The organism is Candidatus Avelusimicrobium faecicola (genome assembly GCA_900540405.1).
GTDB lineage: Bacteria > Elusimicrobiota > Elusimicrobia > Elusimicrobiales > Elusimicrobiaceae > Avelusimicrobium > Avelusimicrobium faecicola.
This window is the reverse complement of the sequence record UQFW01000040.1, coordinates 1-13,786: the sequence shown is the minus strand read 5'-3', so window position 1 is coordinate 13,786 and position 13,786 is coordinate 1. Positions and strand designations below refer to the sequence as shown.

The following is a 13,786-nucleotide window of genomic DNA, read 5'->3' as shown; positions in this document are numbered from 1 at the left end:
CGATAATCAGCACCACCACCAATAATTCAATAAGCGTAAAGCCGCCTAAACGGCTGAAATTAACATTTTTCATTAAAAACCTCTCTTTTTGATAAATTTTGTTATAAACAAAATTTATCAAAAAAAAAAAACAAAACAACCCCTGTTAAATAACGGCAGGCAAAAGGCCCCCGCGTTTATAAACGCAGGGGCCTTATAAAAAACGCCGGGCTTTATTTGTATTCCAGTTTTACCAGTTTGTATTTTTTGGGTCCGCGCGGCAGTTCCACCGTAAAGGTTTCCCCTTGCTTTTTACCCAACACCCCGCTGGCTAAGGGAGATTTAACCGATAACAGCCCCTTATCCGGGTTGGATTCCATGGAACCCACCAACGTATAAGTAAATTCAATATCGGCCACCAAATCTTTCAGGGTCACCGTGGCCCCAATGCGGGCTTCACTGTGGTCCACCGCCAAATCGTCCGTAATTTCGGCATTACGCAGTTTCATTTCCAAATCATCAATACGGCGCAAGGTTTCCGCCTGTTTTTCTTTGGCGGCATGATACTCCGCGTTTTCTTTCAAATCCCCCTGGGCGGCCGCTTCTCCGATTTCGTCGGAAAGTTGCGCTTTTTGTTCTTTCAAACGTTTAATTTCGTTTACTAAATCTTCATATTTTTTACGGCTTACATAAAACTTTTCCATAACATCACTCCTCTTAATTAGAGTTTACAATTTATGCCTTTGCATTTCAACCGCGCTATAAATTTATTATAATCGTGGTATGAAACACTTACCCGCTTTGCTTGCCTGCCTGTTGTTTTCTTGCGTGTGCGCGGCCAAAACACATGTGGAAATTGCCGAACAAAACGCCCAAAGCGTGGTGGCCGTAAATGTGGTTAAAAAAGACGGCTCCACCTTTACGGGAACGGGGTTCGTCGTCAGCCAAAACGGCCTGATTGCCACCAGCCGCCACGTTTCCGACAACGCCCTTTTTATCAACATTACCTTTAACAACGGGGCCGTATCCGACGAAGCCAAAGTGGCGGCCGAATCCCAACTGGTGGATTTAGCCTTGCTCAAAATACCGGCCCAAGGGTTGCCCACCGTCACTCTGGGGGATGCGCAAACCGTTTTGCCGGGGCAAATTATTACCGTTATCGGCAACCCGCGCCGCTTGCAAAACACGGTTTCTTCCGGTCTTATCAGCCAAGTGCGCAAAAAAGCCAACGGCGTGATTTGGCACCAAATCAGCGCGCCCATTTCCCCCAGCTCCAGCGGTAGCCCCGTGTTTAACGAGGACGGCGACGTGATTTCCGTAGCGTTTGCCAGTTTTAAGGGGGACGGCAACCAAAACTTAAACTTTGCAGTTCCCGCCAACTACCTGGCCCAACTGATAGATAAAGCCGGGTATCTGCCGCCGTTGCGCCCACAGGCGGCCCCCGCCCCGCAAAATGCCTTTGTGCGGCATATTCAAAAATCGTGGAACATTGTAAAGGGGTGGTTTGGCCAAAACCCGGCCCCCGCCCCGGCGGAAGAATAAATTTCCCTTGAAAAATAGCCCTTAAATGGGTAGACTATTGGTATCCACCCAGGGGGCGCTTTTTGGCGCGGCCCAAATGTTGGAGCGAATTTTTGTTTTATTTCAAGAGGAACTTATGAAAAAACGCATTGGAAAAATTGTTCTAATCTCACTGGTTAGTATCGTTTTGCTGTTTTTGCTGTTGCCCTTTATGGCCCCCGGCACCGAGGCGCCGCAAGGCACTAAAAAAGCAAACCCGCAAATTTTTACGTCTAACCCGCTAACCGCTTTGGTAAACCGGATTGCCGCGGTGTTTCAAGGCAAACAAAAACGGTTGGAACGCAAGGCCGCATTGGCCCAGGCCCAAGCAGATGCCGCCAACGCCAAATTAAACGAGCTGTACGCCTCCGCCCAAAACGCCACGGCCGAAAGCCGTTATAGCGCCGCCGCACCCGGTACGGAAAACGGAGAAACCCCGCGCTTTAATCAGCCCAACGCCATCCAAGACGAAGACGGCAACTGGGTCCTCGTCCGCCAGACGGCCCCGGAAGGCGCCGGGCGCGGTATGCACGAAATTAACTCGGATGATGACGCTTACGAGCGCTACGTCCGCCAGGAACGCGCCGCCCGCTACACCCCTGCTTTAGCGCCCGAGTCCGACGAAGAACAATCCGCTTTTGCCCGCGTGTTTGCACCTATTAAAAACTTCTTTGGTTTTGGCAAAACGCCGGCCCAAAAAGCCGGGATGGGCCCGGATGCGCTGGCCTTAGCCGGAGGGGACGGGCTCGGCACCACAGACGGTAAAACCGCTTCTTCGTCCGCGCGGCAGAAACCGGGCATACCCAATATTACGCTCAATACGCGGACGGCCGCAGGCGCCAAAAATGCCGCACGCGGCGGGGAATATGCGGGGCCGTTCACGTCCGCCGCCGAAATGTTTGACCCCATGGTTGCCATTGACCGCGCGGCCGAGTGGGCTTTGAAAAATTCCGACGAAAGCCTTACTGCCGAAGAACGCGAATCTTTGCAAGAAAAACTAAAAGCGTTCCGGGAACAAAAACGGGCCGAATTAGCCGCCATGCTGGATAAACAAGTCCAGGAAGCGGCCGGAGATGCCCCGGCTACGGACCGCCTGCCCAGCACCATCGGTTGCCGCGGGGAAAGCGGTTCCTTATACAACACCGGGGAACAAGTTTGCTCTATTTCCCATTCTATATCCGAAGACCCCTCCGCCTGGAAAGATGCCAAAGCCTTGGAGCAAAGCAAACAGGCCGGGCGCCAACAAATGATTGAAAAATTAAACTTACAGCAGTTAACCGATAAACTGCCCGAAGTAAACGTACTGGTTGTGTTAGGTAAAACGAACCATTTAATGCCGCCGGATGCCCAAGAACAGGAGGGCTCTGCCTCTACGTCCGACATGCGGGAAGTATACAACGCCCTGTTAAAAACCCAAGGGTGCGACAAAGGCGACTGCTACTGGATTCCCAACCGGGTGCAACAATACCCGGACGTGCGCGAAGCCGTGACCGCCGCCGGGGTAAACCCGGTGGAAGACCCGCTGGATATTTACCAGAAAATTGCCCAAAAAACCTTGGAAAATTTGGATAATGAAACGGATTTGAGCGATGAAGCCACCCTGCGTTTTATGGAAATCCAACGCAATTTGTCCGAAAAAGCCCCGGCGTATATTCCCATTACGCGCGCGCAGTTAGACGAACTGAACGCCCGGAATGACGATAAAAACCTGTTGAACCCGCAAACGCGCAACAATAACCTGGTGTTTTATGTGCCGGACCCGCAAAACGCCCGGGACATCCGGGACGCCTTCCAGGAAAACCCGGCTTTCTTTGTGTGGGGTAAAGACGGCTCCGCTTTTGAAAGAGGAAATAACCTCACCGCCGAAGAACGCGGGCAAATTGTGCAGGAAGACTTAACCGAGCGCGTACAACAAATGGGCGCGTTCGTGCGCCAGGTGGAACAAGGGCTCCGCCAGCAAAACATTGCCGACTCCGCCCGCGCCGCCGCCGAAAAAGCCGCCGGTAAATCCACCAAAGAATTAAACCGGGCCATTAGAAGTATTAATAAATCCGCCGCCAACAAAGGTGCGGCCAAAAACGGCTCCCCAAAAACCGGGGCCAAACGCTCCGGCGCTAAAAAAAGTGCCGGCAAGCGTAAATAACTTTTGCACACCGGGCCTTGCTAAAAGGCCCGGTTTTTATGCGGGCCGGGCCCCGCTAAAATTACTCCCTTAAATTAGGCTTTCCAAACACACTTAAAACGGGTATAATTTTAATAGTATGAACAGCCCTTTTGCGGGTTTTATTTAAGGAGTTTTTATGAAAAAACTGATTCCCTTTTTGCTGGTATTCTGCACGCTGGCTTGTTTAGCCGGGTGCCGCGGTTCCAAAGAAGCCCCCTATGACCGCTCCGATTATAAACAGGAATATGAACGCCTTTTCCGCCGGAATGTTTTTGCCCAGTGCGAAAACATGGGCACTTTTTACGCCACTTATTGCCTGGCCCGCCTGGACCAAAAACCGCACGGGGAAGACCCGCGCTATAAAGTGACTTTTCTGCGCGGGCCGTTAAAAGGCAAAACCGTGCTTACCCGCCACGTAATTACCAAAACCCTGCCGGTGGATGCGGGCCCGCTCCCCAAAGGCATGGTGGTTTTGCGCAATTTTGATAACCCGCGCAACGCCTATGATACCGAACACCTGGACCGCTGGCACTTGGCCGTGGTACACGATACCACCCATGCGGACAAAGGCCACATTGAATTAGAATTCCCCCGGGATGCAAACGATTTTATGGCCGCACGCGAAAGCATTTATCTGCACAACATCCGCTATGTAGTAAAACCGGAAGTCAAAGATATCCGCGTTTGGTTATAATTTTTTATAAGGAGCTGATACTGTGAAACTTAAAACTTTGTTATTTGTCTTTTTAGCCTTTTTCCCATTGGCCGCCCAGGCCGAACAAGGCGACCCGGTTTCCATGGAAACCATGCTGTTAGACGTGCCCACCGCGGAAGTGTTGGACCGCTACCAGGCGTCCTTTACCACCCGCGCGTATTCGCACGGAACGGTTATGGAAAGCATAGATTTTGGCGTTTATCCCCGCATTAATATCGGCATTTCCGTTGCCTCGCACGAGCTGGTGGGGGATTCGTCTTCCGTTAAAGTGCTGGACCCGGATTTTCAGGCCAAATGGAAAATTTTTGACGGCAATTTATACATCCCCGCTATTGCCATCGGCTACGACGGCCGCCGCTACGGCTACGGCTACCAAAACCGCATTTATACCTACCCGGTAAATAAAAATAAAGAATATATGGACGACCGCAAGGGCGGGTATTTGTCCCTCACGCGGGAAATTATCATCCCCGGGTTGGATGCCACCGCCGGGCTTAATTTTTCCGATTTTGACTTTGACGAATTATATATGTTTACCGGTATGTCTTACACCGTTCAGGATATGGTGGGGTTAGTGGCCGAGTGGGATAACATCCGCAACATGCGGGACTCCCGCTTGAATATTGCCGCGCGGTTTTATTTACACCCCTCCCTGGTGTTGGATGCCGGCGTACGGCGTATCGGCCGCGGGGACGAAAGCGAACGCATTTTGCAAATCCGCTACGTCACCAATTTTTAACATTCAGACATTGTTTTTTTAGCCGGCTCCGCGCCCCTGCGGCGGCGGAGCCGCTTTTATACGAGGACTTATGAACCAACAATTAACGCCCAAACCCGGCGCACCGCAATTCAAAAGACGCACGATTTTTATTAAAAAATCGCTCCAGTTGCGCTATATGATGCTTATTATTTTCAGCGTACTCATCGGCCTAGGGATTATGACCTTTGAACTTTCCGCCACGCTGGATGAAATTTTTGACCGCTACCCCGTACTCATACAACCGCTGTATGATAATTTACTGCCTATTATGACCTCTTTTGCCTACAAACTGGCGCTTTATATTTTATGTGTGGTGGTTATTTCCGCCCTGGTATCGCACAAAATGGCCGGGCCGGTATACCGTTTTGAACAAGTGTGCAAAGCTATTGCCAAAGGGGATTATTCCCAGCGCGTGCATTTGCGCAAAGGGGACCAATTTATGGATTTGCAAGATGCCTTCAACCAAATGATGGATAAAATACAGGCGGATATGCAAAACAAAAAATAGGGGATATTATGAAAAAATTACTGCTTTTAATACTGGTGTTCTGTGCCGCCCAGGCGGCATTCGCCCAAAAAGAATACGGCATTAAATTTTCCAGTTTAATTAATGATGAACTCACGCTGGAAAACGCCATCCGCCTGGGGTTGGAAAACAATACGGATTTTTTAACCGCCCGGCAAGAAATTATTATTGCCGAACAAAAAGTAAGCGAGGCTAAATTTATGTTCTTCCCGCAAGTGGCTCTGCAAGGTACGGCCACTTGGTTTCATTTGGATTACCCGATGGTACTGCCGGAATCCGTTGCCAACCGCTTTATTTTAAGTGATGACCTCATCCGCTTAACGGACGACTCCTATAAAAACCAGTTTTACGGGGTGGGCATTACCGCCACCCAGTATTTGTATTCGGGCGGGCGGATGTCCGGCGCCTTAAAAATGGCCCGCGCCAACTTAAAACAGGCCCAAAGCAAATACGATACCGTTAAAAACGCCGTGGTATTAAACATCAAAAAGGCATTTTTCAATTTACAATACGCCCAGGAATACGCCCTCTTGACCGAAAAAGCCACCCAAAAAGCCACCCGGTATTACAAAAACTCCGTCTTTTCCCCCTGGGAGCGGGTGCAAGCCCGGGCCGAATGGGCCCGCTTTACGGTTGCGCAACACGCCGCTCTGCACGACCTCAAACAAGCGGAACTGGCCATGTTGGTAGCCTTAAATAAGGAACTGAACTCCCATGTAAAAGTGGTGGGGGCATTCAAACCCGTACAGGTGGATTTGGATTTGCCGCACCTCAATTTATGGTCTATGGAGTTTCGCCCGGAATTAAAATCCGCCATTTATGCGTTGGAATTAGATAACCTGGCCATAGATTTAGCCCTTTCCCGCCGCTACCCGGATGTAATTTTAACCGGCAGCTATGAACAACTGGGCTATGATAATTTAGATGCGGTCAACAAACAAATTTCTTTAGCGGTGCGGTTGCCGTTTTCGTACAACATAGCCAACCAATCCGCCCAAAAAAAGGCCGAACAACGCCAAAGCACGTTGCGCCGTTCCGCCATAGAAGATAAAATCCATGTACAAGTGGCCCAGGCCCACGCGGCCATGACGTTTTGGCAAACGGAAGTGCTTACCCGGCAAGAAACCTTTAACGACGTTTCCGCCCAACTGACCAAAGCGGAACGGACCCCCTTATCCGGCTTATCCCCCCTCCGCGCCGCACAGGCTTATTTGCAAACCGGCACGGATTATTACCAGGCCATTCGCAATAACTTAACCGCCAAAGCCCAACTGGAATGGGCTATCGGCAAGGATTTATAATGCACGCAAAAAGCATTTTTCTATCCGTTTTAGGGTTTATTTTACTGCTTGTTTCCGCCCAACCGGCCCTGTCCCTCGGGCGGGAAACGGATGACGAAATTTTGCGCAATTTTTTATGGGAAGAACTCATCCAACTGCCTAAAAACAAACGCCCGCAAATCGGGGTGGCCTTGTCCGCCGGCGGCGTGCGCGGCTTTGCCCATGTGGGCGTGCTGGAAGTATTAGACAACGCCGGCCTGCCCATAGACAGCATGGCCGGTACGTCCATGGGCTCGGTAGTGGGCGCGCTGTATAGTGCCGGGGTGCCTACCTCCAAATTATGGGAAATCAGCCGCCACATGACGCTACAAAAAATCACGCCGGACTTAAACGTGGGCGGGCTTTTGCGCTTTTTACTGGCGCGGCAGTTGCCGTCTTCCAGCAATATGGAAAATTTCTTAAACGAACAACTGGGCGAAATGCGCTTTGAAGATATGCAAATTCCCTTTTCCTGCGCGGCGATGGATGCCAAAACCGGGGAGCGCGTATTATTCAATTCCGGGCCCTTGGCTATTGCCGTGCGCGCCAGCATGAACCTGCCCGGCATTTTTGCCCCGGTGGAATACCGCCACCGCCAACTGGTAGACGGCGCCGTGGTGGATTATCTGCCCACCGAAACCCTGCGCAATATGGGGGCGGATTACATCATAGCCTCCGTCACGCCGCCGGATTTTTCGTCAGATGCGCCCCAATCTATTGCCGCTTATTTTTTGCGCGTGGGGGATGTACGCGGCGCGGCGATGATAGAAGAATCCTCCAAAAAGGCCGATTTTGTAATTACCAACCGGGTGTTAAACATTTCCACCTTGGAACTAAACAAACTGCCGCAAGCGGGCGAAGTGGGGCTCAAAGCCGCCACCCTGGCGCTGCCTGCCTTGCAGGAAGATTTACTCTTAAAAATGGGGCGGTATGTATATGAACCTTAAAACCGTGTGTTTGGCGCTGTTTGCGTGCTGTTTAACCGGGTGCGCCGGGCAGGCGGGGCTACTGGGCTTTGGGGTGCTTTCCACCCAAGACCGCAACGACTACCGCCACGCGCGGGATTTATTTAATGCCGGGAACTACCAGGCCGCCGTGGCCGATTTATCCAATTACATTTACAAAACCCGCAACGTGCGCCGCCGGGAAGTGCGCGCCTACCGCCTGTTGGGGAAAAGTTATGAACATTTAGGCAATTTAAGCAGTGCGTTGGAAACGTATTTGGAAGCGTTGGAATTTCACCCGAAAGACGTGCCGCTTTTACTGGCCGCCGCCACCTTGTACAACCGCACCGGTCTGACCGACCGCGCCATAGAACTTTACGAACGCGCCTTGCAGTTGGAACCTTCCAACCAAAATGTTTTGGCCGGGTTAGGGGAAGTATATGTAAAAACCGGGTTTTATTCCAAAGCCCGCGGCTATTACGAAAAACTCTTTGCGCTGTATCCGCAAGCGGCCGCCGTTCACCGGGCCCGCTATGCGGCCTCGTTTTACCAGCAAAAGGATTTTGCCAACGCTTTTATTCACATTACCCTAGCGCTGGAGCAAGAGCCGGAAAATGCCGATTTTTGGCTTTTAAGCGCCAAAGCACAGCGCGGCCTCAACCGCTTAACGGCGGCCCTGAACGATTTGGACCTAGCCCTGTTATTAGCGCCGGAGCGGGAAGATTTGCAAGCCTACCGGGCGTTGTGGCTCCACCAAGCCGGGCAATACGACGCCTCCGACCAAACCGCCCGCTATATATTGGCCCGCTACCCGGAAAACGAACTGGCCCGCTTTGTACTGGCCATGAATGCCAGCGCACGCGGCCAACACGGGGAAGCCAAAAAGTATTTAGCCCAAATCCGCGCCGACGACAAAGACACTTTTATCCACCGTTTTGCCCAAGCCTTGCAGAACCCTCCGGCAAAAACGGCGCCTTAGTTTCCCGGCCGGGGCACATTTTCCCTTGTATAAAGCACAAAAAAATCCGCCTGAAATAAGGCGGATTTTTTATCAGTAAACCTTTGTTTATTGCGGCTTTGCCACATACGGCGCGCGGTCCGGCTGTTCATCTCCGGCCCACAATTCCATTTCATCCACCAGTAAAGAAGGCACCGTCACGGAATGGGCCTCTAAACCGAATTTCTGAAAGGTTGTTTCATCCGTTCCGGCGGCTAAAATATCGCGCAAAGCGCGGGTGGTTAAATTGCGCGGCGCCATTCCGTACACCGGCTCTTCCCGGCCGTCTTTTACATAAATGCGGGTTAAACGCATCGCACCCGGGCCCGCCATGGTTTCCAAGCGGTAGCCGTATTCCAAATCCAATGCTTTACAGCGGGCGATTAACTTTTGTTTCATTTCATCCGGCGTAAAAGCCTGCTCCGGCGTGATAAACAAATTGGTAATGCCTGCCCGCGGGCGTTTGTTTTCCGTCATACGCGCATGGCCGTTGCCGGCTTTACGCGCCGCCGGCAAACTGCGGCTGAACGGCAAATCGGTCAATTTTCCGTTTTTAACCAGTGTAATATCCTGCGCGGCAACGCCTTCCATATCCACCGGGAAATACCCCAACAGGGCCGTGCCTTTATAACTGCTTAAAAGCGGGCGGTCCGTAATGGTAAAGCCGGGCGCAAAAACGCGCTGGCCCAGTTTATCCTTAAATTTGCCGGCGGTGCCGCCGCCGTCCGAATCACTAAGCAGGGCCGTGGTGTTGCTGATTTCCGGCACTAAAAGCGAACGGATAAAACCGGCCGCGGCCTGCGGGCTTAACAATACCGGGCCCAAATACGGCTCGGCTTTCCGGGCCGGATAAACCCCATTTATAGCGGCAAACCACTGGTCTGCTTTTTCCAGCAGTTCTGCCTGCGGCGGGAAAGGCGTATCTACATAGTTAAACTCGGTTTCAAAGCGTTGCCGGTAGCCGGCTTTGTTGCGCAGTTGGGCCGTTAAATAAATGCTCCGCACCGTATGCCCTAACCGCCACGCCCCGCCGTGGTTGTCCATATACCAATAGTTCAGGCGTTGCCCGGAAACCCGTGCCCGGGCCACATCCAAATAGGGATATTTCTTCCCTAAGGCAGAAATTTCACGCGCCAAACGGTTCATATCTTCCGGCTTATCCAATTCGGCGGTATCTGCCGGGCCGATAAACCGGGCCGCCTTGGCCGGGGCAAAATCCTGGCCTGTTTCTTTCAGCCGTTTCTTGCGCTTATACGCTTCTTTTTGGGAGAACATTTCTAATGCTTGGCGGTATTCTTCGTCGGTAGCGCGCCAAAACCCCTCGCGGATTCCCGCGTAATTCCCGGCCGGGAAATATACCGTTGTGGGCGCGTACGCATACAACATACCCAGGGCACGCTCCGCCTGGAAATTATTGCTGTTTTCTTTGGCGTTCCCTACAATCATATTCACTACCGCGGTGCGCAACGGCTCGTTTTGCGCCGCGGTGGCCGCGATTTCCAACTCTCCCCACGCGGCTTGTGCGCGGAGCCCGGAAGATTGCGTCAATACATAAGAAGTAAAATAAGGGCGCACGGAATCTTTTAATTGCAATTTTTTATGGGTGCGGGCCAGTTCGTCTTTCATGGCGGAAAAGTACACATCCTGCGCCGCGCAAAAACCGCCGCCCGCTACTACTAAAAGCAAAGTAAACAGTAATTTCATTTATTTCTTCCCCTTGTGATTTTCTGTATACGGCGGGCGCAAAATGGGCGGTTTAGAAGGGCTCTTGGCCACCTTTTCCACTTCCATTTCGGCCACTAAAATACTGGGGGAAACCGCCGACACCGGCACCCAGCCGGATTCCGCCCCGCAACTGCCGTTAAAAACGGCGTAATCGTCCCCCGCCGCAATTACTTTGCTGAAACTGGCCAGCGGAGTGCCCACCAAATCCACCCCGCGCACTACTTCTTTGCGGCCGTCCGGGTACACCCGGTAGACCAGCAACGGGTTTACCTTAAAAGACTGCGGGGCCGAAGTGTCGGTCATGGTAAATCCGCCGGAAATATCTTCTATAATTAGCCCGTACGGTTTGCCCTGGCGCTTGATTTCTTCCAGCAGTTTTTGCTCTAGCTGCGCATACGGCATACTTTCTTGCGGCGTGATGACCGTATTGCCCATGCGCGCCACCACCCGGTACCCGGCGGACTTGCGCCCGTGTCCGTTGGATTTAGAAAAATTTTGGATAGGGCTGGCACTCATTAAAAAGTTTTTAAGTACGCCCTTTTCAATCAACGGCACATTTTCGGCCGGGTTGCCTTCGTCGTCAAACAGATAAAACCCCCGGAGCGGAATACCGTTAAATTCTTCCCAACGCGGATTATCGCTCACGCTTAAAATGGGGGATACAATTTGCGCCCCCACTTTTTTAGTGAACGTCTGCCCGAAAGTATCGCTTTTTTGGCGGTGTCCCTCCAAGCGGTGGCCTAAAATTTCGTGGAAGAACACCCCGCTCGCCCGGTTTTTTAAGATAACCGGCCCGGTAAACGGCTCCACCACCGGCGCATTTTTTAAGGCTTTTAATTCTTGCGCCATGCGCTCTAAATCCGCCGCCATGGTTTCTTCGGTGGGGAAGTCCTCCGCTTTTACCCCGTCATAAATCATATTGCGTTCCAAATCCATACCGTCCGGGTTGCGGGCCTGCACGCTCAAAATATAGCGTCCGAACGCCCGGGAAGTAAAAATGCGGTTGCCCACACTGTCTACAAAATAAGTATTAATGCGCTCCAGCCGGAAAGCAAAGGCGGCATCATCCACAAAATCATATTTTTCCCCCTGCAAAGACAGCCGTTTCAAGCGTTCCTCTATTTCGGCCCGGTTGTATTCAAATGTTTTTTCCTCTTGGCAAAATATATTTTTTTGCGGCAAGGCAAAATCGTCCGATGTATCCATATTTTCCGCGGACACCTGTTTGTTGGAAAGCACCCGGTTGTATTCCTGTTGGGCGTTTTCCACCGCCGCCTGCGTGCCCCGCCACAAAGCGTTGCGCAACGCCAAAGAATCCCGCCGGGCCAAAGGCACTTGCACGGAAACCAAATCCGTATTTGTATAGGTGCCTTTTAATTCGTGGGTATTATCGGTATGCACACTGCCCACGCGGGCGGAAATATCCACCGCGCCGGAATCGTCCGTAATGGAAAATTCCAAGGCTCCGGCCCTGGCATTGGCTTGAAAAGCGGACGTTTCATACAGTTGGTAAGACATATAATACACCGGCGGGCGCAATTTTTTAAGCGTTTTGAAATTACGCCGTAATTGGGCGGATAGCGCGGAAAGGAGCGCATCCTGTTCCGCGGGACATTCGGCGGCGGACACCAACCCGCCCCCCACACATAAAACGAGTAAAAAGAGAAGTTTTTTCATAAATAACCTTATATTGCATTGTAGCAAAAAAGCCGGAGCCCCCAACGCCGCGCAAGGGGAATTTTATGCAAAAAGAGGATAAGGAACCGCAAGTAAGAGGACAACGCCGGCGGGCAAAAGAGGACGCAAAAAAAGCCGAGAACAAGAAATAGCCCTAAACCGCCGTACATAATAACAGGCGCCAAAAACTTAAACCCATTCCACACAACCGGCGTATTTTTTGCGAGTATTTTGGCTGTCCGGCTAGGACACAGCAACCGAGCGTATACTGTAAAAAGGGCGGCAGCCCGAGGTATCCGAGGTTGCGAGGACAACGCCGGCGGGCAAAAGAGGACGCAAAAAAAGCCGAGAATGGGAGTCGAACCCACAACCTACGGTTTACAAAACCGTTGCTCTGCCAGTTGAGCTATCTCGGCGTGAATACATTTATTTTAGCATTTTTCCCGCCCGGGGCCAAACGCTTTCTGCCGTCTCCGGCAAAATTTGTATAATTTTATTATCTTAATTTTACGGAGAATTTAATTCTATGGAACCCGTCACAACTACTGTATCGGTGGCTATGTGGATTGCCTTTTGGGTAATTGTACTGGCCGCTTTATTTATTGATTTAGCCGTACTCAACAAACATCATGGGCACGTTTCCATTAAAGAGGCCGCAGGTATGGTCTGCGCGTGGGTTTCTTTAGCGGTATTATTCGGCGGCGCCATTTGGCTGGTGGAAGGCCCCACGCACGCACTGGAATTTTTTACCGGGTATGTACTGGAATATTCCCTGTCCGTGGATAATATGTTTGTATTTATTATGATTTTCGGCTATTTTGCCATCGCGCGGGATTTACAGCCCAAAGTGTTGCTCTGGGGTATTTTGGGGGCCGTAATCATGCGCTTTTTGTTTATTTTTATCGGCGTACAGCTTATTTCCGCGTTCTCGTGGACGATTTACCTGTTCGGGGCGTTGCTTATTTTTACGGCAACCAAAATGCTCCTGCAAAAAGAAGACGATAATTTTGACCCCAGCCAATCGTTCATCTTAAAAGTTTTCAAAAAAATAATGCCCATTAAAACGGACTACCACGGGGAAAACTTTTTTACTAAAGAAAACGGCAAATGGCTGGCCACCCCGCTGTTTGCCACGGTGCTGGTGATTGAAATGTCCGACCTGATTTTTGCGGTGGACTCCATCCCGGCAGTGTTATCCATTACGCAAGACACGTTTTTGGTGTATTCGTCCAACATTTTTGCTATTATTGGTTTACGGTCTTTGTATTTTTTATTGTCCGGCATGGCCAACAAATTCCCCTACCTCAAATACGGCATTTCCGTTATTTTGTTCTTTGTAGGGGCCAAAATGTTGGTAAGCCGTGTTTTCCATGTGCCGGTGGTGGCCTCGTTAAGCGTAATTGTGGGAATTTTGGCGCTG

13 protein-coding genes and 1 tRNA gene are annotated in these 13,786 nt (G+C 51.2%); 9 read left to right on the top strand and 5 right to left on the bottom strand.

The features are described from left to right. Together ACQY18_RS04940 and ACQY18_RS04935 are read right to left on the bottom strand one after the other, a co-directional pair. A partial coding sequence (locus ACQY18_RS04940) for a type IV pilin protein (protein WP_428039061.1) occupies window positions 1-73 on the bottom strand: 73 nt, incomplete at its 3' end. 139 nt (window positions 74-212) lie between these two features. Next, complete coding sequence (locus ACQY18_RS04935) at window positions 213-683, bottom strand: transcription elongation factor GreA (protein ID WP_176777980.1); 471 nt, start codon at window positions 681-683, stop codon at window positions 213-215. Window positions 684-762: 79 nt separating this feature from the next. On the opposite strand from ACQY18_RS04935, the gene ACQY18_RS04930 reads away from it, so the two are divergent. From ACQY18_RS04930 to ACQY18_RS04895, 8 genes are all read left to right on the top strand, one after another. Beyond that, window positions 763-1,521, top strand: coding sequence for a S1C family serine protease (locus ACQY18_RS04930; RefSeq protein WP_428039060.1), 759 nt, complete (start codon window positions 763-765; stop codon window positions 1,519-1,521). A gap of 115 nt (window positions 1,522-1,636) precedes the next feature. Further along, the gene (locus ACQY18_RS04925; RefSeq protein WP_428039059.1) at window positions 1,637-3,682 is read left to right on the top strand and encodes a hypothetical protein; all 2,046 of its coding nucleotides are present in this window, start codon (window positions 1,637-1,639) and stop codon (window positions 3,680-3,682) included. A 157-nt stretch (window positions 3,683-3,839) separates the two neighbouring features. Beyond that, window positions 3,840-4,397 carry a hypothetical protein gene (locus ACQY18_RS04920; protein WP_176777983.1) on the top strand — a complete coding sequence of 186 codons (558 nt, stop codon included), beginning with the start codon at window positions 3,840-3,842 and terminating at the stop codon, window positions 4,395-4,397. Between the two features lie 22 nt (window positions 4,398-4,419). Then, on the top strand, window positions 4,420-5,157 hold the full coding sequence (locus tag ACQY18_RS04915) for a hypothetical protein (protein WP_428039058.1): 738 nt from the start codon (window positions 4,420-4,422) through the stop codon (window positions 5,155-5,157). Between the two features lie 70 nt (window positions 5,158-5,227). Then, window positions 5,228-5,686: a HAMP domain-containing protein gene (locus ACQY18_RS04910; protein ID WP_176777985.1), complete on the top strand. Its 459-nt coding sequence runs from the start codon at window positions 5,228-5,230 to the stop codon at window positions 5,684-5,686. An 8-nt stretch (window positions 5,687-5,694) separates the two neighbouring features. Continuing rightward, window positions 5,695-7,005 (top strand): TolC family protein, encoded by a 1,311-nt coding sequence (locus tag ACQY18_RS04905; protein ID WP_428039057.1) that lies wholly within the window; start codon window positions 5,695-5,697, stop codon window positions 7,003-7,005. Beyond that, window positions 7,005-7,970 (top strand): patatin-like phospholipase family protein, encoded by a 966-nt coding sequence (locus ACQY18_RS04900; RefSeq protein WP_428039056.1) that lies wholly within the window; start codon window positions 7,005-7,007, stop codon window positions 7,968-7,970. The genes ACQY18_RS04905 and ACQY18_RS04900 overlap by 1 nt, the downstream gene beginning before the upstream one ends. Beyond that, window positions 7,960-8,946, top strand: coding sequence for a tetratricopeptide repeat protein (locus ACQY18_RS04895; protein WP_428039055.1), 987 nt, complete (start codon window positions 7,960-7,962; stop codon window positions 8,944-8,946). The genes ACQY18_RS04900 and ACQY18_RS04895 overlap by 11 nt, the downstream gene beginning before the upstream one ends. Window positions 8,947-9,033: 87 nt before the next feature. On the opposite strand, the gene ACQY18_RS04890 is transcribed toward ACQY18_RS04895, so the two are convergent. The 3 genes from ACQY18_RS04890 to ACQY18_RS04880 form a co-directional block, all read right to left on the bottom strand. After that, window positions 9,034-10,668, bottom strand: coding sequence for a metallopeptidase TldD-related protein (locus ACQY18_RS04890; protein WP_428039054.1), 1,635 nt, complete (start codon window positions 10,666-10,668; stop codon window positions 9,034-9,036). Continuing rightward, window positions 10,669-12,366: a TldD/PmbA family protein gene (locus tag ACQY18_RS04885; protein WP_428039053.1), complete on the bottom strand. Its 1,698-nt coding sequence runs from the start codon at window positions 12,364-12,366 to the stop codon at window positions 10,669-10,671. It lies immediately after the preceding gene. Window positions 12,367-12,709: 343 nt separating this feature from the next. Further along, a tRNA-Thr gene (locus tag ACQY18_RS04880) sits at window positions 12,710-12,782 on the bottom strand. Window positions 12,783-12,892: 110 nt separating this feature from the next. Between ACQY18_RS04880 and ACQY18_RS04875 the strand changes: the two genes are divergently transcribed. Beyond that, a partial coding sequence (locus ACQY18_RS04875) for a TerC family protein (protein WP_428039052.1) occupies window positions 12,893-13,786 on the top strand: 894 nt, incomplete at its 3' end.

Excerpts from the sequence above, each read along its gene's own strand:
- ACQY18_RS04895 (WP_428039055.1), top strand. The coding sequence starts at position 7,960 with ATGAACCTTAAAACCGTGTGTTTGGCGCTGTTTGCGTGCTGTTTAACC.
- ACQY18_RS04935 (WP_176777980.1), bottom strand. The coding sequence starts at position 683 with ATGGAAAAGTTTTATGTAAGCCGTAAAAAATATGAAGATTTAGTAAAC.
- ACQY18_RS04930 (WP_428039060.1), top strand. The coding sequence starts at position 763 with ATGAAACACTTACCCGCTTTGCTTGCCTGCCTGTTGTTTTCTTGCGTG.
- ACQY18_RS04925 (WP_428039059.1), top strand. The coding sequence starts at position 1,637 with ATGAAAAAACGCATTGGAAAAATTGTTCTAATCTCACTGGTTAGTATC.
- ACQY18_RS04910 (WP_176777985.1), top strand. The coding sequence starts at position 5,228 with ATGAACCAACAATTAACGCCCAAACCCGGCGCACCGCAATTCAAAAGA.
- ACQY18_RS04920 (WP_176777983.1), top strand. The coding sequence starts at position 3,840 with ATGAAAAAACTGATTCCCTTTTTGCTGGTATTCTGCACGCTGGCTTGT.
- ACQY18_RS04900 (WP_428039056.1), top strand. The coding sequence starts at position 7,005 with ATGCACGCAAAAAGCATTTTTCTATCCGTTTTAGGGTTTATTTTACTG.
- ACQY18_RS04905 (WP_428039057.1), top strand. The coding sequence starts at position 5,695 with ATGAAAAAATTACTGCTTTTAATACTGGTGTTCTGTGCCGCCCAGGCG.
- ACQY18_RS04885 (WP_428039053.1), bottom strand. The coding sequence starts at position 12,366 with ATGAAAAAACTTCTCTTTTTACTCGTTTTATGTGTGGGGGGCGGGTTG.
- ACQY18_RS04890 (WP_428039054.1), bottom strand. The coding sequence starts at position 10,668 with ATGAAATTACTGTTTACTTTGCTTTTAGTAGTAGCGGGCGGCGGTTTT.